Origin of the sequence: Bartonella sp. AP40SXNS, from assembly GCF_042195825.1 — a bacterium.
Taxonomy (GTDB): domain Bacteria; phylum Pseudomonadota; class Alphaproteobacteria; order Rhizobiales; family Rhizobiaceae; genus Bartonella.
This window is the reverse complement of sequence record NZ_JBHIPB010000003.1, coordinates 234,245-254,411: the sequence shown is the minus strand read 5'-3', so window position 1 is coordinate 254,411 and position 20,167 is coordinate 234,245. Positions and strand designations below refer to the sequence as shown.

Here is a 20,167-nt window from a genome sequence, read left to right as displayed (position 1 = left end):
ACCTTCCACTTAAACTTGCCTTTGTAACACGAATAGCAAAAATTTTAACCAAAACAAGTTAGAGGTCTTGTTTTTCAAGTCTTTATCTTGATTAAAAAACTGCAAAATAACAAACTTGATTGTGCAGATAATCATGCTCCATCATCTATTAGCCACCGACAAGAGTGCAATCAATCAAACAGTTTAAAAAAACTTTTAGCAAAATTTTAAAGCAGAAAAACGCACATCACCGAAAAAATGAGAGAGCAGCGCGTTTTACGCATCCTCCACCTTTTGCTTAAACAGCAAAACTCCAATCCATCGTCAAAATATCTTCGTCTAAAATTCCCATGCCACAGATCAGCCCCCTCAAAAAGCAATGTTTTACGGTTGATAAACGGCATTTTTCTTTAACGCTTCTACACACAAAGCAATAAAGCAACAAAGCAATCCTGCTTGTGACTTCACTTATAACATTGCAAGAAAATAGTTTTCACGACAAACAGAAGGAAAAGAATCCTACGATATTCGAGAACGCTGATTTAACATGCAAAAACACCAGCCACTCCCTTTGCTTTGCAATAAAATACCGCTGTCTCATCGTGAATTTTTCTAAATCAGCACGCTTCAAAGAGCGGTGTTTATCACATAATAGGATTATCACCGCCCTTTATACCATGAATTTTTCTAAACTTAATCTTCAGGCAAAAATTCCAACCGATCTCCTTGTTTTGTAATTTTCACCGTTGTCTCGTCGTGAATTTCTCCAAACAAGATTTTCTCTGCGAGAGGATCTTGAATTTCTTTTTGAATAATCCGTTTAAGCGGACGAGCACCATAAAGAGGATCATAGCCCTTATCGGCAAGAAATTTTCTCACCTCTGGCTCGATTTGCAAAGTTATTTTGCGTTCATTGAGTAGATTTTGCAAATGTTCTATCTGAATATCGACGATAGCTTCCATATCGTGACGTTGCAGCCTTTGAAAGAGAATAATCTCATCAATACGGTTTAAAAATTCAGGACGGAAAGCGGCTTTGACGACATTCATAACATCATTTTTTGCCTGATCTGTTGTTTGCCCTTCAGGCAAAGCAGTTAAAAACTCAGCACCAAGATTAGAAGTCATAATCAGCAAGGTATTTCGAAAGTCAACGGTACGTCCTTGACTATCCGTCAAGCGTCCCTCATCCAACACTTGCAACAAGAGATTAAAAATATCAGGGTGTGCTTTTTCAATTTCGTCAAACAGAATGACCTGGTAAGGTCTTCTACGTACGGCCTCTGTCAGCACTCCCCCTTCTTCATATCCGACATATCCGGGTGGAGCCCCAATCAGCCGCGCCCCGGCATGCTTTTCCATATATTCCGACATATCAATACGCAACATGGCATTTGGGTCTTGAAAGAGAAAAGCGGCCAGAGCTTTGGTTAACTCGGTTTTTCCCACACCGGTAGGACCCAAAAACATGAAAGAGCCAAGCGGACGATTGGGATCTTGCAACCCTGCACGCGCACGACGTACAGCACGAGAAACAGCTTGAACAGCCTCTCCCTGACCAATCACACGTTTGCTAATTTCATCTTCCATCCGCAACAGCGCCTCCCGTTCTGCCTCCAGCATTCGATCAACAGGAATACCGGTCCAGCGTGAAACGATGCGTGCTACATGTTCAGCCGTCACCGTTTCTTCAACGAGATGATTTTGTTGGTCATCATTTTCCGCGATACTCAATTGTTTTTCGAGTTCAGGGATAACGCTATAAGCGAGCTCTCCAGCGCGTTGGAATTGACCATCACGTTGTGCAATAGCCAAAGCATTACGAGCTTCTTCGAGTTGTTTTTTCAAATCAGCAGCATGCCCTAATTTTTGTTTCTCAGCCTGCCAAGCACTTGTCATCTCAGCGGACTGTTGTTCCAATGTTTTGAGTTCCTCCTGCACATTTTTCAAACGTTCTTTTGCTGTTGGCTCGACATCTGTTTTCAAAGCTTCCCGTTCGATCTTCAACTGTAAAATACGCCGATCAACAGCATCGAGTTCTTCCGGCTTTGAATCGACCTGCATGCGCAACCGCGCCGCCGCTTCATCGATAAGATCAATAGCTTTATCCGGCAAGAAGCGATCCGTAATATAGCGGTTAGACAAACGCGCCGCCGCAATTAAAGCACTATCAGCCAAGCGCACTTTGTGATGTTGTTCATATTTTTCCTTAATACCGCGCAAGATAGAAATAGTATCTTCCAAAGAGGGTTCAGGTACAAAGACAGGCTGGAAGCGGCGTGCCAAAGCAGCATCTTTTTCGACATATTTTCGATATTCATCGAGCGTAGTAGCGCCCACACAATGGAGTTCTCCGCGTGCAAGAGCAGGTTTTAACAAGTTAGACGCATCCATAGGACCATCAGATTTTCCAGCCCCAACAAGATTGTGCAATTCATCAATAAAGAGGATAATTTGTCCATTTTCAGCTTGCACCTCTGCCAGCACCGCTTTAAGGCGCTCTTCGAATTCCCCACGATATTTTGCACCAGCGATAAGCGCTCCCATATCCAACGCATAAAGCTGTTTATCCCGCAAAGTTTCAGGGACATCGCCATTGATAATGCGCAGAGCTAACCCTTCCACAATAGCTGTTTTCCCCACCCCAGGCTCACCAATCAACACGGGATTATTTTTGGTCCGCCGTGAAAGCACCTGAATAGTGCGGCGGATTTCCTCTTCTCGTCCAATAACAGGGTCGAGTTTTCCTTCACGGGCATCTTTTGTGAGATCCCGGGCATATTTTTGCAAGGCATCATATTGTCCTTCGGCATGGGGGCTTGTTGCTGTTTTTCCTTTCCGCAGCGCATTAATTGCCCGATTAAGCGCTTGCGGGGTCAATCCTCCACTTGTTAAAATATCGGCTGTTTTTGCGGTCTTTTCCATGATCAGCGCTTGCAACATGCGCTCCACGGTCACAAACTGATCACCGGCTTTTTTCGCAATATCCTCAGCCAGCGCGAAAACTTTTGCCAATGGCTGCGAAAGATAGAGCTGTCCATTTCCCCCTTGCACTTTAGGCAAAGCATCAAGTGCTTCTTTTAGCGCCTTTTGAATAAGAGTAAGATCACCACCAGCGTTTTGGATAAGCGATGCAGCCAATCCTTGAGAATCGTCTAACAACACTTTCAGGAAATGCTCCGGCAAAAACTGCTGATGATCAGAAGCAAGAGCGCTATTTTGTGCTGATTGTAAAAAACCCTGCACGCGTTCGCTATATTTTTCCAAGTTCATTTTTTTTCCTTAAATCTCAAGCCATCACCACACTTTAACCTCTCCAATATTCCACAAAAGAAACATCCAGAAAGGATTATCCAGCCTCTAAAAAACACCGCGAAAAAAGCAGCAAGAAGAAGAACCATAGTGCTAAAAAGAATATGGGTTTCTACAAGCCTCATAGCAAGAGGGAGAAAAAAATACGCTATCATTTTAAATAAAAACCGCAACTTTTCTTATACCCCCATCATCACTCCCCCTTTTAAACCATCACCCCTAAATTCCACCATTAAACTTAAATTTGAACAGCAGAAAAGGAGCATGCAAAAACACTTTAAACAAAGTAGTCTTTACAGCATATAGTTTAGAGTAAACATTAAAGTATTTTCTCTAATTTTACTTAACAAATCATTGAATATATGATTTAATACTTATAAAGTTACACTATTTTTATTAAGATAGAGGATTTGAGTATGTACCATACTGTAAAAAAGGTTATTTTAATACTTTTATTCCTTCTAATAAGTAAACCAAGCTATGCCGTTTTTGCCGGCAAAGTTATTACAATAGAGCATGAATGGCCTGAAAATGCATTATTTGATCTATTTGTGTTCACCCAGCAAGTAAATTACGATGGTGGGCCTAACTCCATCTATTTCTGGGGAAATAAATTTGAATTCCAAAACGGAAAAAGTGGACAAATTGGTTTTTTCAACAGGAGCGGCCGTACCATTCATTTTTCTATCTGGAATGCAACGGGATGGAAGGGTAATACATGTAAGCATTTTACTCAGGAAGGTTCAGGAGTACGATGTGAAATTAACTTTCCATGGGAGATGGGACGCAGATATCGATTATATGTTGAAAAAAATGGAAATCTAGTTACAGCGACAGTAGTCGATTTTATAACGGGTAAAAAAGTGAATATTGGGACCATAGAAGTACCAAATACATTTGGACAACTCCGTAAATCTTCAAGTTTTGTTGAAGACCATTCTCGTTGGAAGAGACATCTTTCCTCCTGTTATGATTTAAGTCCGCAAAGTTCGATTTTTTTTGAGCCTCAAGGCATAAAACAAAACAAGCTACACGAAGGGAGTCTGAAAGCTTCTAATCAAGGAAAGTGTCAAGATTCTGACTTCATCCAAACATCATGTACATCCAACTTTTGCATGACAAGTATAAGCGACTTTGGAGGTTTAGCCTCGCCTACTACTAAACCAGAAATACAAATTTCCAATGAGAAAGATCTGTCTGCAGAAACAATTTCTAACGTTTTGAAACAAAAAGAGCTTGTCGTTATTCGTTCAAAAAATCGTTCTTGGGCACCCAATATCTTTTTGCCATCTCCTGATTCATTTAAGTGGAAATCAATCTTTATAGATCATCTAGCGGCTTTCAGTTCTACGCTTCACACCACTCACGGCACACAAAAGATAACCACAGGTCAAAAGATTATGTATATGTCTGATGGAAAAACTTGGAAAATTATGAAAAGAAACTAACTTTTTTCTTCTTGATAAGCCCCTCACTCCCCTTTGAAAACAACTGGGGGTGAGGAAGTTTTTTTTCATTTCCCCACCACGGCTCCCTTTCCCAGTTATTTTTTCGAGCCCTGCTCTCATCCCGTCGTCCCCTTTAACTTCCCTCATCACCATACTTTCAGGGCATTTTTCCCACCTTCACCTTCTCTCAAAACCCCACACCCTTTCCTCTCTATCTCCTCACCTCCCTCTTCTATCACCCTCACACCATCCCTTCACGCATCCCTTTGCACTACCCCGCCTCTTATCCACACCCTCCCCCTTGTCCATAGGCACTCTCCCATTCCACGCACTCCTTTTTCTCTCCCATCACACACTTACAACTTACAGCACTCTTCATTCCAGCTTCCCTCCTCAATTCACAAGCTCGTTCTCTCCCCATTTATCTCACCCCATCCATGCAAAAACCCAACGTGACCCTAAAACACGCACAACACATAAATCCATAAATCCTCCTCTTCACTTTTACAGATTCACATTTTTACGCTTTTACACATTCACAGAAAACAGCCAACGAAAGATTCACCACCCCACACCGCTCGATAAACACTGGTCCGTAAACAATCCAGCTTCTTATCCAGGGAAGGACTACTGATCACTTCATATAATTATCACCACCCCTCAAAAGAGGCGTTATCAGACAAGACAAATAAGCCCTTCCTCCCAATATTCTCCACATACTCTTCTCCAGAAAACGCACTTAACACCCCTTTTCATCCCAGCTTCCCCGCTCCATTCACAAATGCATCCCCCTAGTTCTCTGACCACATTCCACGCCATGATAAAAGCATACACACAGTACAAATCCTCCGCATTATTTTACGGATATACGTTTCACGCTTTTACGTTATTACAGAAGTCAGACAAATAAAATTTCCACATCACCACCCCGCACCGCTCTGTAAACACTGTTCTGAAAATGAATCCAGCTTTTTGCCTAGTCCCCTTACAATCTTCAGACTACCCTCCTCAAACGACAGCACTTCATCAGGCTCAACAAATCAAAGCCCTATCATGAATATTCAAGCTCTTCACTCCCCCTTCAAATAGCGCCGTTTTACGGTATAACAGAATAGAAAATTTTTCATTTTTCTTGCCAATCTTCTGAAATTACTTTATCACTTAAAGTGTAATTTTGGTCGTCTACGCAGCGATCAAGCTCTTTGCACCAAAACACGTGCCCCTCTTTTTTCCTTAGCAATACTGATTGGACTATCAATTTTTCCCTCACACCCTAAAGGCACCAATAACCTTCCTGCAACAAAGCAATTTATAATTATCCATGGTAAACAAAACCTCTGGAGATAAGTCTTAGATATGTATTAAAACTTCCATCGTTGATTGAACTTAATCTGCGTCTTTGCGAATGACGATAATAAGCAAGCCGTTAATCCAGCCCTTAAATACATTGATATAGGATAATCGCGCGCACCTCCCCTTCAGTTCCCACACAAAAACGCTTTAGCGTTCTTTTCTCAAGAGGAATACCCCTTTTATTCTTCTTCATCACTTACTTGTGGAGGAGGTGGTAAGATATAAGCACCCGAAAGCCACCGATTTAGATCAATGGCTCGGCACCGTGTGGAACAAAAAGGATAAGAAGATTTTTGTGACATCTGACCACAAATAGGACAAGGATGCGGAGGACGGGTCTCTTTTTGTAAATTAGGCTCTTTTTGTTCTTGACACACCTTTGTCATTGGCTTCTTTATTAACTTTTCTTCTGTTGCTTTTTTTTCATTTTTGCTTTTCTCTTTTTGTTGCTTTTCACCTTGCATTGATCTTACCTTAAAGTTTTTCTAATGCGTTTGTTCAGCCCAGTGAGTGAAAAGTGGATAGTGATAAGCGGTCAAGAGATCGGCTGTTTCAGCCAAAGGCAATCCCACAACATTAGAATAAGAACCCGTGATATGGACAACAAAAGCCCCTGCTTTTCCTTGGATAGCGTAGCCACCTGCTTTCCCTTGCCATTCTCCTGAAGCAAGGTAAGCCTTCATCATGGCAGAGGTTAAGCGTCTAAAGCGAACACGACTTTCAACCAATTTTACGGTTATTTTTCCACGTTCATTGAGCGCACAAATGGCACCATAGACCTTATGCGAACGCCCAGAAAGGTATCGTAAACATTCATAAGCCTCATCCTCGCTTTCTGGTTTGGGGAAAATGGTCCGCCCAACAGCCACCACCGTATCAGCCGCCAAGATAATCATTTTCTGTCCAGGTAATTTTTCTTGACCATTCTGCAACTCGTCTTGACCATTCTGACTGTACCAGCGCAAAATTTTTTGGGCTTTCAGTGCTTTTTCTTTTGCCAAACGTTTGGCAAGGTTTGCAGGATGTTCTTTTAATTTTGGCGTTTCATCAATATCGCTTGCATAAACCTGCTGCGGATCAATCCCTATTTGTGCCAAGAGCGCTAAACGCCTTGGTGAGGCGGAGGCAAGCACCAAATAAATTTCTTCTGTAAGAGTATCTGCCAAACGTTTTTCCCCCCACTCTCTTATATTTCTCATTTCCACCCCTTCACAATTGACTTCCCTCTTCACCCCCTTTAGCGCCCCCTTTTAAGCACCCCTTTAGCGCTCCCTTTTAAGCGCTATTGATCTCCTTATCCTTTTTCCGCATCGATTTTACAGTTTTTCAAGGCTCTTCAAACACTCCCCTTTTTTCACTCATGAAAAGCAAACTAAAAAACTGTTAAAAAATAATAGAAATAATATGATAGCTTTTAGAAAAAAGTGCAAGCCACCCACGAGGCTACTTATAGCGATATGTAATACGCCCTTTTGTCAAATCATAAGGTGTCATTTCCACCATGATTTTATCACCGGCCAACACCCGTATACGATTTTTCCGCATTCTACCAGCGGTATGGGCAATAATTTCATGATCATTTTCCAGTTTCACACGAAACATCGCGTTAGGTAAGAGTTCAGTAACGATACCAGAAAATTCTAAAACTTCTTCTTTTGACATAAACAAACATTTCCTTTACAGTGCACATATTTTGTTAAGCTGCGCGTTATTTCCAGCGTTCATATCCTATTTTCTTAAGTTTGTGAATAAAAATTCCACAAAAAGGGAAAGGTTTTTCAAGTTTACTCTTCCATACTCTCAAAAAAACGGCCCCCCACCCCTTAAGAATCAAAACTTTTTTCCACCAGTTTTACCCGCTAATTTCCTTCAGTTTTTATGATGATTTTGGTTTCAGTGTGACAAGAAATTATGCTAATTTTTTCCCCTAAAGCATTTTCCCAACACCTCTGACTAATCCCTCCACAACTTACTCACAATCATCCTCTCTCCAACTTTTCCTCACCTTCCACACTTTAAACATGCGCCCTTCAGATAAACACCACTCCCCCACGCCAGAAGCCCCTCCTTTTCTCAAAAACCTTCTCCATTCTTCACACACCATTCACAACATGCTTCACTGCCCCACACTTCATACTCTACGCATTTCCCATACAGCCTTCCCCATTTTCCCTCTCTTCACACGCTTCCTCTAAGCCACTCTTTCCATTTATGTTGTTCTTCCTACCTTCGAAAACACGATCCCTATACATTGCGTATCATTAACCACAACGCCTCTAACGACATAAAGCCTTTTCCTTTTTTACACATTTCCGTTTTCACGCTTTTACGTATTTACAGAATAAAGCCAAATGAAACTTCCACACCGCACCACTCTATAAACAATAGTATTACCCCAGCTTCTTGCCTAGCCAATCTCCCCAAGCACTTCAGATCACCCACCCACGGACTTCAGATTCCCCTCAAATGACACCACTTCATCAAGTACCATAAAAACAAAGCGCTATCTCCTCACACCATCCTTTACGCATCCCTTCGCACCACCGCCTCTTCCCTCTCTAGTCTGTTCATTCCTATTCCGCCCCCACACTCTCTTCTCCCTTCAATCTCCCGCAGGCTTCATCCCAGCTTACCACTCCATTCACAAAAACTCTTTCCCCCATTTATCTCACCACATTCCATGCCATGCCAAAAGCATACACAATGCACAAATCCTCTACTCCTTTTTCACGAATATACGTTTTTAAGCTCCCCTTCTAATCATGATTTCGGAGCCGCGTGAGAGGGACAAAACAAGCCGTTAAGTTCTGGGGGTCAAGGACGCCGTTAGGCGCCATGTAATGGTCTCCTTGACCTTAAGAACCTAGGATTGTTAGTCCCCTCATTAAACGCGGGTCTGATCTCATGATTTTGGTGAGCGTTCCGGAGAGTTTGAGAGGCGGAAAGCCTCTCATTAAAAAATAAAGTTTATAAATAAAAACTATTTTCATTTGCCAATCTTCTGAAATTACTTTATCACTTAAAAGATATTTTGATCGTCTACGCAGCGATCAAGAGGGATTCAAAAACCCTAAGCTCTAGCGTAAAATGAGCCCACTCTTGTGGGTATCCCGGAATTCCGGGAGTTTTTGCCATGTCCAGGTGCGTTTCCGCACTAAAAGCAAAAAAACTGACTAGAGCTCAGTATTTTGACTCCCGGAATACTAATGCGAGGGCGCTCGCAACCGGAGGGGGGCTTGAAGTGCAAACCAAAAATCCAAATTTTATCGACATTCTGATAGGCAAAAGAATTCGTCAAAGAAGAATTGCCATGGGACTTTCCCAAAAAGAATTAGGAAACTATTTAGGTGTCAGTTTCCAACAAATCCAAAAATATGAAAAAGGCTTCAATCGTGTAAGCGTAGGGTGTTTACTCAAAATCGCCCAAAAACTGGAAGTTCCCATAAGCTTTTTTTATGCAGACATTGCCACAAAAGAAAATCTTCCCACAAAAGACACTCTCTTACACCACAATCAAGAAACATACAGCGAAAAAGAACACACTCTTTTGAAAAATTTTAGAGAGCTCCAGCCGAAAAAACAAAAAGCAATCTTGTGGCTGATTTCTGATTAAGCAAAAGAGTAACAATTAATATTATTCCATTCATATACCCCCTTAAGTCAAATTCAAACCAGCACTCCATACCCCTCCAAATCACGCCATTTTATGGGATATTGATTTTTCTTGCCAATCTCCTGAAATTACTTTATTGATAAGCACGTGTTTTTGATCGTCCACGCAACGATCAAATAGGGAGCTAAAAGCCCGAAAGCTTAATACATAAATTTATCCCGCATTGCGGGTATCCCGGAAATTCCGGGGGCTTTTGTTATGTCCAAGTGCTTTAAGCACTAAAAACAAGAGAATGTTTAAGTTCAGTGAATCCAACCTCCCGGAATACCAATGCGAGGGCGCTCGCAACCGGAGGGGGCTTGAAGTGCCAACTAAAAATCCATATTTTATCGACATTCTGATAGGTAAAAGCGCAATTTATAATCCATATTTCGCACTTTTTTAAAAAGTATCCAATCTTATAGTCTTTGAGATTATTTTGATTTTTCTTGCCAATCTTCTGAAATTACTTTATCACTTAAAGTGTAATTTTGATCGTCCACGCAACGATCAACAGGGAACTAAAAGCCCTAAACCCTAGCGTACAATTGAACCCACTCTTGTGGGTATCCCGGAATTCCGGGAGTTTTTGCTATGTCCAGGTGCGATGAGCACTAAAAGCAAAAAAGCTGACTAGGGTTCAGTACTTTTAGACTCCCGGAATACCAATGCGAGGGCGCTCGCAACCGGAGGGGGGCTTGAAGTGCCAACTAAAAATCCAAATTTTATCGACATTTTGATAGGTAAAAGAATCCGCCACAGACGCATTTCAATGAGCCTTTCGCAAAAAGAATTAGGAAGCTATTTAGGTGTCAGTTTCCAACAAATCCAAAAATATGAAAAAGGCTTCAATCGTGTAAGCGCAGGGTGTTTACTCAAAATCGCCCAAAAACTGGATGTTCCCATAAGCTTTTTTTATGCAGATATTGCCACAAAAGAAAATCTTTCAACACATACCGCACACTATGATCAAGAAACATACAGCGAAAAAGAACATTCCCTTTTGAAAAATTTTAGAGAGCTCCAGCCGAAAAAACAAAAAGCAATCTTATGGTTGATTTCTGATTAAGCAAAAGTGCACACAAAGCATAAATTCTCCGCATCATTTTACGGACATACGTTTTTATTTTACGGATCAACGTTTTGATGCTTCTCCACATTTACAGAAAGCAGCCAAACGAAACTTTCAAATTCCCCCCGCACCACTTTGTAAACATAGGTTTGTCAACAATACAGCTTCTTACTCTAGCCAATTCCCCTGCTGATTTCAGATCACGACACCACAAAGGATAATGTTGCATCAAACGCGACAGATACCTCCTATTTTAAAATATTCTTGCCCCTTCACCACCCTAAAGTAAGATCACGCAAAGCACCGGTCAATCCCACTTCAAAAACAACTTTCCCCACACCCTCTCTCCTCAACACCCCCACCTCTTCATCCCAACTCCCCCCTCCCTTCATAAACTCTTCACCCTCACCCCTCTCTCCTCAACACCCCCGCCTCTTCATCCCAACTCCCCCCTCGCTTCATAAACTCTTCACCCCCAACACCCTCTCTCCTCAACACCCCCGCCTCTTCATCCCCACACCCCAATCTTCTCTCCACATTCCATGCCATGATAAAATCATACACCCCACATAAAGTTCCAGCTTCCTTTTTTGCACATTTCCGTTTTTACGCTTTTACGTATTTACAGAAAGCAGAAAATCTGCAAAAAATGCATTACACAATAACGTTTTCAACAACTGTCATTAAAATCTCGCCTCCCTTTTCATCTAAATCCCCCTATTTTCACTTAAATCATAGATATAAACCGCCCTATTATTGTATTGAGCAGCATAAAATTTTTCGAAAAATTCTAACGATCAAAAGGGGTCATAAGAAGCATTTTACGACTTTTAAAAGAATTTTTATTTACACCCAGTGCTTTTTTGTAACGTAGAAGAGCACATTTAATTAATTGACTATAAGAAAGTTTGAAATGAGAGAAGCTCTTCGTTTTTCTCATTCAACATCCGCAACGATAACTTATCCTTATAAGTCAATATTTTTTCGTAATACAAAACGTGCCAAAAGGAATATACTTATGTTGCATATTCACGCGCTTGTTTTAAAGAAAGATCTCTCAACGCTCCATCACACCCATTTTGCAAAACGCTACCCGTAAAGGAATGGTAAGCTCCCATGAAGGATATAAAATCCATTCAGCTCCCCCTATCTTTACGCTTATGGAAAAACAAGTTTACGCTTATAGAAGAACAAGCCGGCATCATCACAAAACTCTGCCAGCTCCCAATGTTGCAGACAGCCTTCGGTTCAAGAGATAATTCATTAAAGGCATGCCTTTCTTGTACAGTTTTGACCCACATGCACGCCCCACCACTTATGATGTATAAGCCAAGTAATTTTAATTGATTCAATATAAGAGAACTGGTGATGAGCAATTTTATTATATTCAGCAACTTTATTATATTCAGCAACGCGCTTCACGTTAAAATGGTTATTTATCATTATAAATCAATATATTAATAAAGAAGAGAGTCATCATCAAGCCGCTTACCTTTTTCTAAAAAAAGGCTTCACACTGAAAGAAAACATCTAAAACTTAGATAAAAAAAAAGGTTTGCCTCTAATAAACAAACCTCTACAGAAAATTATTCACATAACTTTCAAAATTTTAAATTAATCCCTCTAGAAGCAATAAAAACGCTTTAGAAGCACCAAAATGAATACAAAGATCAATTTAACACAATGTTAAGAAAAATCAAGAACAAAAAATTTTTATCGTTAATACACCTTTAAAAAACGAGGCTTCTTAACCTACGCGGTTCAAAAGTCCGGGGCTTCTTCTACAAACGCCTCCAAGCCAATCAATCCCTTCATCTCTCTCAAAAGACAGCATAAAAGGTTCACAGTACAAGTCTTCGCTAAAAAAATATCAATCGCCAGCGCTCATAAAAGCCAGCGTTGGTATAAAAGATCAGATTATCGAACAATCTTGCTAAAATGTCTTCCCAATAAATAAAAAAGAAGCGGATTCTTAAATATTTCCGCCTCTTTAACAATAAAAATTATGATGAGGGATTATTAAAAAATTTCAAGACTGTGAAGGGAACCAATTTGATAACAATTCATACCTTACAGGATCATCGGCACATTGCCCACCACCACATTCCAGTATGGTAGAAATCAAATTTGCCGCAATCAAAAACACAAATAAGAAACTTGCCGTTTTACTCAAGGCTGGAAAAGGAGAAAATTCTTTGAACTTGTGTGCCAATTCGCCTAAAATCATGACAAATGAGACAGCAAAGATACAAAGGACAGAAATAATGAAAGCCCAAGTATAAAAATGCAATCCAAAGAACGTTGAACCATATCCTAAATCATCGGGTGTGATATGCAAAAACACTTGCCGTGCTGCCACAGCACTGGTTACCATACAACCAAGAATAACCATACCATAATGGGTATTTTTCACCTTATGGTGAATATTGAGTAAGAACCCACAACCTGCCAGCATCAATCCAACGCGCTGCAGCAAACAAAGGGGACAAGGTAACTCAAACTTTACCAATTGATAATAAAAAGCCACCACCAAGACAATAGATAACCCAAAGAGTCCTAGCGTATTCATAAAGATGACGAAGTGAGGATTTTTTTGTTCAACATGTTCCATGGCTATTCTCTCAAAAAGATAAATTTAAAGTAGAAGTTGCGTGATGATTGAAAGTGAGAAGAATGACAACGAATAAAATTGCCCACAAAGCATAACTTATATTTTTTTTACCACACATAGTCGTTACTGCAGTACCTAAAGCGATTAAAAATGGAAGAAACATAGCTTTTAAATCTCCTTTACATCCGTTGTTTAACTCTTATTTATTTCAGCGTTCACCATATTACAAAATTGGGCAAAAAAGAGACCATGGATTTATTATTCACAATTCGTCACTCGCGATTGATATTGCCATTATATTTAAGTGAAAAAACGATATAATCGCTCAGAAGCACATCTCAACAAAAGCGTTAAAAGCACAAAAGCGTTGATTATTCGCTTCCCCTTATATCAGCCATTGTTAAAGATATATCGACAATTATAAAGATTATATCCCCTATAAAGATTATATCCCCCACTCACAAAAGAATCACTTGAACAACAAAATAAATAGGCTTTGAAATCGAGAGATATACATCTCTTTTTTTCTCAAAAGAATATCCTCATTTTGCAACACATTTTTGACATAAAAATCTCTTTTTCTCATAAGTAATGTTTCAAATTGCAACAGATTTTATATCATATGGTGATCTTGTTTATTTTAGCAAATAAAAAATAAGACATTTTTTTAAAAAAACTTATAATCAATGGCTTTTCCCCAATACAGTTTTCCCTCTTATCTTAAATAAAAGACAATACCGCAAGCTCAACAGCCTCATGGGTCCCACACCACCCCGTGGCATTCCCCTCCCCCCTCACAAGAAGTGCTTCATGCCTTCAATACTTTAGTTTTTCATCTCTCGAGATCCCCTTTAAATTTTTAGCTTTCCGCCTTATTTGAAAAATAACTGTTTCTCTGTCATCAATTGGCTTTGCAAAAAGAATATAAAACTTTAAAAAAATAATGATAAAGAATCGCATTGAACCTTTGAAAAGGATAGAGAATGATGAAAAAATCATGTGATGTCGCGATTTTAATGGGGAGCCAATCGGATTGGCAAACGATGTGCCATAGTGCAGATATTTTGACGAATCTTGGTATTTCTCATAGTTCGCATATTGTCTCAGCACACCGAACTCCTGAACGCCTTTATCAATTTGCCAAAGAAGCAAAAGAAGCAGGGTTTAAAGTTTTAATTGCCGGTGCGGGGGGTGCAGCGCATCTTCCAGGTATGTTAGCAGCCCTTACTCCTCTTCCTGTTTTTGGCGTTCCAGTGCATTCTCACTCTCTTTCTGGTCAAGATTCTTTGCTTTCAATCGTGCAAATGCCAGCAGGGATACCCGTCGGCACATTAGCAATTGGCAAAGCAGGCGCAATTAATGCAGCCCTTTTAGCCGCGGCCGTTATGGCCGTTTATGACCATGATCTCGCCCAACGATTAGAAGATTGGCGTCAACAACAAACAGCCAATGTCGCCCAAACGCCTGTAACGGAGGTTTAAAATGGCACCGTTTTCCACCCCCCCCTCAGCCAACACCACCTTAGCCAACACCACCTCGTCCAACACCACTTCGTCCAACACCACTTCGTCCAACACCACCTTAGCCAACACCACTCCCTTCACCATGTTACCTCCAGGCAGCGTCATTGGTTTAATCGGGGGGGGACAATTAGCGCGGATGCTCGCCATAGCTGCTGCAGAATTAGGATTTCGAACCGTTATTTTTTGCCCTGAAGCCGATTGCCCAGCCGCTCAAACAGCAAACAACCATATTGTTTCCTCCTATGACGATATATCAGCTTTAGATCATTTTATTTCTCAGTGTGATGTTGTCAGCTATGAATTTGAAAATCTTTCGCTTCAAACGGTTCAATATGTAGAAAAGAGTAAGCCTGTTTATCCTTCTTCCAAAGCATTAGAGATCACGCAAGATCGACTTTTTGAGAAGCAATTTTTGCGTGATCAAGGGATTGGCACCGCGTTATGGCACGCTGTTGACAATTCTTCTTCTCTTCTTTCCGCTCTTGATACCTTAGGCGGACGTGGTCTTTTAAAGACGCGTCGTTTTGGTTATGACGGAAAAAATCAGATCAAGCTTGATCACCCAGATGAACAAACCCTTGACGAAGCCTTAAGGACTTTTCAGGAACAGCCTTGTATTTTAGAAGAAATAGTCCCTTTTTTATCGGAAATTTCGGTTCTTTCGGCACGTACAAAACAAGGAGAACATATTTTTTATGACTGCCCTGAAAATCAACACAAAAATGGTATTCTTCATAAATCCTTTGTTCCATCACATATTCCACTTGACGTGCAAAAAGCAGCTCAAGAAATCAGTGTAACAGTCATGGATGCCCTCGATTATGTTGGTGTTCTTTGTATTGAACTTTTTGTCTTAACGAATGGTCATCTTTTAGTGAATGAATTAGCACCGCGTGTCCATAATTCTGGTCATTGGACACAAAAGGCATGCATAACTTCACAATTTGAACAGCATATACGTGCTATTTGCGGACTTCCCTTAGGCAGTCCCTATCGCCATAGCGATTGCCAAATGACCAATCTTCTTGGTAACAATTTTAGCACGTTAAAATATTTTCTCACACAAGAGCGCACCTCGATCCATTTATATGGCAAAAGCACTGTTCACCCCAACCGCAAAATGGGGCATATCATCCAATTACTGGGACCAGCCAACAAATCTTAAGCCCACATATATACAAATACTTTTTCACACTTTTCCCCTAAATGAACTGAAAAAACAACCTCTCCCCCCACACCGATATCCATCGGCTTCAAAAGCGCCCCTAACCTTTTAATTCTCCCCTGAAAGGGCGTGAAGCCCTCCTACAAGCTCCTTCTCTCTTAAAAACATCACCTCTTCCCCCTCCAAACCGCTTCATCCTACACGAACATCTCATCCGCCCTCAAAAACAAAGCTTCACTCCACACCAATATCCAAGCAGCACAACAAGCGCTCCCAACCCTTCAACTCCACCCCCTAGCTCTTCTCCCCTTCCTTTTCTCAAAAATATCCCCCGGCTAAAAATAATCCACCAGCCCCCAACTTCACTACCCCTCCACCTTCCACAGCATAAATATTCCCCTATAACATACGCAGCCCCTTCATTTTTCTTTTAATGCCAACCTTTAAGAAATAGACTGATTTATTGCACCCCCATAGATACCAATCCCCATGATTGCGTTTTTATTGTCTCTAGCTTCTCTTCTTATGCTCATTTTTTCACAAAAGCATCGTTTTGTTTTCCATAAAATTGCTGCAAAGAGGTAAAACGTATTACTCTCCCAAAACAACTCTCGAGAATTCGGCCCAATATCGGCCAGACGATAGCCCTCTCCAGCATAGCAACTTTCTTCTTTTTCTCCTCTCTCTTTTTCCTTCAACGGATAGAAGATTTTCTTCTTTCATTAATTCCCCCAACACATTCCTCGAAAAGGTTTCCTGAACTTCTCCCCAAAGGCTTAAGTTTCTTCTTTTCAGATCAATTTTTCTTCTCTCACAAAACCCTCCCTTTTTTAGTGCATCAATTTTTCCACCTTTTAATCCTGTTAAGACAATGAATTATAAGGCACATCATCACCGTATAATGCGCATTGATTTTATTGCATCTCGCACAATTCTTTATGAACTCCCCTTATCGTAAACGCACTTTGTTTACGCATATTCTTAACCACCCATAAGAGATTGTCTGTAACTCTCTAATCCTGCTCAGCAATGACATTCGTCCCCCCCAACAGACCAGCGCTTCATGAAGTTCCCACAATTTTTCTCAATCCAAGCTTCTTTCAAGAGCACCTAATAATTTATAAATATAAATGTTTATTTTATTATCCTGATAAAGCTAAACTATACTTTTTAATACGATCATTTTAACACTATCATTGCCTTTAAAACGCTTATTGTGGCAAAAAACACTTCATTTCTAACAATAATAAAACTTTAAATGAGGTACAGTCTGTTCTTCCCCAAAAACGTAAAGGGGGTCCATTTAGACATATGTTGTTCCTTTTTCTTTTAACTTTTCGTAAACCCATTGTTTTCGTAACGAAAATCCTGTCGATAGGCTTTTTATTAATGACAGGAATTCTTTGTCTAATATACCTCACAGGAGGAAGAGAAACACTGCCCCTATTGATCGGGATACCAATGATCATTACGTCAGCTCTCTTTGGCATTTGCAACATGTATATAAATTGGTATTATGACATACTTTTATTACGTCTATCGCCAGACGATGTGAAGCTTTCACTCTTTCAATAAACATCATCATAGACCACCCTTGGGAAGGTCAATTTTTTTCTGCAACATGGATATTAAAAAGGATTCAAACTATCCACATTCAAGAGCCAAAGTGTATTCTCAGTATACTGGCTCCCTTATTGGATAATTTGAATTCCCCATCTGCTCGACAATATCCAGCACTCCACCCACGTAGAAATAATTGGGTTGCAAAGAATCATAAACTATTGCCTTAAAAGAGAAATTTATGCATAATCTTTCACTCTAACCACACAGATTTAATCCCTCATTAAAAGTACCGAGCGCTCCGCTCCGTCCCTGATCTCCACATCAAAGATATAATTACAGGATATGATTACAGCACTAAGCTTATCCATTCCCAAACCAAATATCCTCTCACCCCTCACGTAAAATAAAAAGCCTCAAACAGAAGACACTTGTGTTGCCAATTTACGCACTTGTTTTAACACGCGCTTATTTTAAAGAAACATTTTGCCAATGCACATTGCCCCACCACTTCACAACAGCAGCCCCCGTCATAGAGCATAAAAACTCTCGATAATAGCTTAAACATTCATAGTGCACCACCCTCTTTAAACTTATGAAGCGTAAACACCAACGCCATCACACCGCTTTGCCACCCCCCAATGTTACAACACTCTTAGCATTTGAAAGCATTCATAAAAGACCGTTTTATTCCTTATCTTCAAGTATCTTTACCATAGATCAATCCCGCTTGTGATATGCAAGAAGCGAATGCTATGCTTAAAGCTACACAAATTTGCAATGAGAAAACCTTAAGACTATGCAAAACTCTTATTTTACTATGTTTTCTCTGAACAATAGAAATTTATCCTTATCAATTCATCATCTTTGTCATCATCATGCGGTTTATTTTTTAGGTTTTAAGAATAAGCCTTAAGAATATCCTCACACACGAACAAAAAAAACCTCATGTTATAAATTTTACATGAGCCTTACTTAACGATGATATTTTACGAAAAAACAGGATTATTTTCTCACAAATAGGAAGCTTTTACTTTTTTCCACTCTTTGTGCTTTTTGGTGTCCTTCTTTTTACGAGAAAATTTTTACCTTCAAGGCCAACCGTTAACACACTATAGGAATTTGTAAGGGATATACCCTTGACAAGAATAAGACTTCTTGTTAAATCTCTCCTACTTTTTTTGCAATTTTCACTTATCGTTGTGCTAATGAAGTGGTTAATGCGTACCTTAAGAGTGCGCTTTTCTTTTTGTGATCACAGTGAAAAAGTGTATCGTGTGATGTTATCATGCAAGTACGATATCGCAATGCAATGCTCATAGAGTAAGCAGTCTATTGGGGTTGTAATATTGTATTTTCGTGTTTTAATATTGTATTATAGTATTGTGTTACGTAAACTATTTAAACGGTGAATATGATGAAAATTAAAAATTCGCTTAAAGCACTAAAAGAGCGCCACCGTAACAATCGTTTGGTGCGTCGTAAGGGTCGTGTTTATATTCTTAATAAAACGAATCCACGTTTTAGAGCACGTCAGGGCTAATTCTTTTAGGGATAATTTCTTTAGGATCAATGTTTTTATGCCTACTTTAATTGTAGGCTTAAAATTTTTTTCTTGAGTTTTTTTGTTATAAGTCCGTTGATTACAAGTCTAGTATTTGATAATATTTGGTGATTTATCTTTTGGGGGCTTGTTTTTATGGATTCTTCTATTTTTTTAAAAGCCTTTCGATTTTTCCAGTTGCGTTTTTTCTGTATTTTCCAGCGCGCGTTTTTTCTTTCTTTTGTTGGCGTTTTTTGTTTTGTTCCCTCGAGCTATGGGCAAAATCCTCCTTCTCTTCCTGAAGATCGGCCTTCTCCACAATCGCTTTTACCGTTAGATGATCTTATTCCCAATTCTCCTCCCCCTTCCTCAACACCCTCCGATTCTGATTCCTCGGCGGTTATTCTTGAAGATCTTGACAAAGAGCAGCTTTCCCATGTTGACAGAGTTAAGCAGCGCAAAGAAGCAGAAATTTCACGTTTACTCAAAGAATTGAAATATTGTGCTGATGTTGCTAAAGCGAAAAAGATCAGTCAACAACTTCAACATTTATGGTCCCAATCGGGGAGTGAGACGATTGATCTTTTAATGTCATGGGCTGAAAATGCACTCAACAGCGATGATTATGGACTTGCGCTTGATTATATTGATAATGCTCTTGCACTTTTGCCTACTCATGCTGAAGCTTGGATAAGACGCGCTTGGATTCACATTCAACTGAACGATTTCAAGCTTGCCATGCTTGATCTCAACCACGCTCTTGAACTTGAGCCGCGCAATTATAGTGCTTTTTTTGAACTTGGCGTTGTCATGGAAGCAACGGAGCGTCCCAAACTTGCTCTTAAAGCTTATAAAACAGCATTGGTTTACTATCCACAAATGCGCAGGATTCAAAAGCGCGTGCAAGCTCTGTTAGACGAACAATCACCACAAGCTCTTTGAAACCATT

At 40.1% G+C, this 20,167-nt stretch carries 16 protein-coding genes; 7 read left to right on the top strand and 9 right to left on the bottom strand.

Features of this window, described 5'->3' with window-relative positions; genetic code table 11:
• Positions 1-672: 672 nt before the first annotated feature.
• Positions 673-3,252, bottom strand: coding sequence for an ATP-dependent chaperone ClpB (gene clpB, locus ACFILZ_RS03845; RefSeq protein ID WP_375610664.1), 2,580 nt, complete (start codon positions 3,250-3,252; stop codon positions 673-675).
• 455 nt (positions 3,253-3,707) lie between these two features.
• Here clpB and ACFILZ_RS03840 point away from each other — a divergent pair, with 455 nt between their 5' ends.
• A complete protein-coding gene (locus tag ACFILZ_RS03840; RefSeq protein WP_375610663.1) occupies positions 3,708-4,739 on the top strand; it encodes a DUF3472 domain-containing protein in 1,032 nt (343 codons plus the stop codon).
• 283 nt (positions 4,740-5,022) lie between these two features.
• Here the strand turns inward: ACFILZ_RS03840 and ACFILZ_RS03835 are convergent, their stop codons facing one another.
• The 4 genes from ACFILZ_RS03835 to infA all read right to left on the bottom strand — a co-directional run bounded on the left by ACFILZ_RS03835 (position 5,023) and on the right by infA (position 7,754).
• Positions 5,023-5,160 carry a hypothetical protein gene (locus ACFILZ_RS03835; protein ID WP_375610662.1) on the bottom strand — a complete coding sequence of 46 codons (138 nt, stop codon included), beginning with the start codon at positions 5,158-5,160 and terminating at the stop codon, positions 5,023-5,025.
• 1,111 nt (positions 5,161-6,271) lie between these two features.
• Complete coding sequence (yacG, locus tag ACFILZ_RS03830) at positions 6,272-6,556, bottom strand: DNA gyrase inhibitor YacG (protein ID WP_375610661.1); 285 nt, start codon at positions 6,554-6,556, stop codon at positions 6,272-6,274.
• 21 nt (positions 6,557-6,577) lie between these two features.
• The gene (locus ACFILZ_RS03825) at positions 6,578-7,291 is read right to left on the bottom strand and encodes a Maf family nucleotide pyrophosphatase (protein WP_375610660.1); all 714 of its coding nucleotides are present in this window, start codon (positions 7,289-7,291) and stop codon (positions 6,578-6,580) included.
• 244 nt (positions 7,292-7,535) lie between these two features.
• Positions 7,536-7,754: a translation initiation factor IF-1 gene (gene infA, locus ACFILZ_RS03820; RefSeq protein ID WP_004857577.1), complete on the bottom strand. Its 219-nt coding sequence runs from the start codon at positions 7,752-7,754 to the stop codon at positions 7,536-7,538.
• Positions 7,755-9,333: 1,579 nt separating this feature from the next.
• Between infA and ACFILZ_RS03815 the strand changes: the two genes are divergently transcribed.
• Both ACFILZ_RS03815 and ACFILZ_RS03810 read left to right on the top strand, forming a co-directional pair.
• Positions 9,334-9,705, top strand: coding sequence for a helix-turn-helix domain-containing protein (locus tag ACFILZ_RS03815; RefSeq protein WP_375610686.1), 372 nt, complete (start codon positions 9,334-9,336; stop codon positions 9,703-9,705).
• Positions 9,706-10,447: 742 nt separating this feature from the next.
• The gene (locus ACFILZ_RS03810; RefSeq protein ID WP_375610659.1) at positions 10,448-10,813 is read left to right on the top strand and encodes a helix-turn-helix domain-containing protein; all 366 of its coding nucleotides are present in this window, start codon (positions 10,448-10,450) and stop codon (positions 10,811-10,813) included.
• Between the two features lie 408 nt (positions 10,814-11,221).
• Here the strand turns inward: ACFILZ_RS03810 and ACFILZ_RS03805 are convergent, their stop codons facing one another.
• From ACFILZ_RS03805 to ACFILZ_RS03795, 3 genes are all read right to left on the bottom strand, one after another.
• Positions 11,222-11,365: a hypothetical protein gene (locus tag ACFILZ_RS03805; protein ID WP_375610658.1), complete on the bottom strand. Its 144-nt coding sequence runs from the start codon at positions 11,363-11,365 to the stop codon at positions 11,222-11,224.
• Positions 11,366-12,845: 1,480 nt separating this feature from the next.
• Complete coding sequence (locus ACFILZ_RS03800; RefSeq protein WP_375610657.1) at positions 12,846-13,427, bottom strand: disulfide bond formation protein B; 582 nt, start codon at positions 13,425-13,427, stop codon at positions 12,846-12,848.
• 10 nt (positions 13,428-13,437) lie between these two features.
• Positions 13,438-13,590, bottom strand: coding sequence for a DUF5993 family protein (locus ACFILZ_RS03795; RefSeq protein WP_273790835.1), 153 nt, complete (start codon positions 13,588-13,590; stop codon positions 13,438-13,440).
• Between the two features lie 820 nt (positions 13,591-14,410).
• Between ACFILZ_RS03795 and purE the strand changes: the two genes are divergently transcribed.
• Together purE and ACFILZ_RS03785 are read left to right on the top strand one after the other, a co-directional pair.
• The gene (gene purE / locus ACFILZ_RS03790) at positions 14,411-14,908 is read left to right on the top strand and encodes a 5-(carboxyamino)imidazole ribonucleotide mutase (protein ID WP_375610656.1); all 498 of its coding nucleotides are present in this window, start codon (positions 14,411-14,413) and stop codon (positions 14,906-14,908) included.
• A gap of 1 nt (position 14,909) precedes the next feature.
• Positions 14,910-16,115 carry a 5-(carboxyamino)imidazole ribonucleotide synthase gene (locus tag ACFILZ_RS03785; RefSeq protein WP_375610655.1) on the top strand — a complete coding sequence of 402 codons (1,206 nt, stop codon included), beginning with the start codon at positions 14,910-14,912 and terminating at the stop codon, positions 16,113-16,115.
• Between the two features lie 443 nt (positions 16,116-16,558).
• On the opposite strand, the gene ACFILZ_RS03780 is transcribed toward ACFILZ_RS03785, so the two are convergent.
• A complete protein-coding gene (locus tag ACFILZ_RS03780) occupies positions 16,559-16,813 on the bottom strand; it encodes a hypothetical protein (RefSeq protein WP_375610654.1) in 255 nt (84 codons plus the stop codon).
• 2,279 nt (positions 16,814-19,092) lie between these two features.
• On the opposite strand from ACFILZ_RS03780, the gene ykgO reads away from it, so the two are divergent.
• Both ykgO and ACFILZ_RS03770 read left to right on the top strand, forming a co-directional pair.
• The gene (gene ykgO, locus ACFILZ_RS03775) at positions 19,093-19,218 is read left to right on the top strand and encodes a type B 50S ribosomal protein L36 (protein ID WP_004863016.1); all 126 of its coding nucleotides are present in this window, start codon (positions 19,093-19,095) and stop codon (positions 19,216-19,218) included.
• 156 nt (positions 19,219-19,374) lie between these two features.
• Positions 19,375-20,160: a tetratricopeptide repeat protein gene (locus ACFILZ_RS03770; RefSeq protein WP_375607045.1), complete on the top strand. Its 786-nt coding sequence runs from the start codon at positions 19,375-19,377 to the stop codon at positions 20,158-20,160.
• The last annotated feature ends 7 nt before the right edge of the window (positions 20,161-20,167 follow it).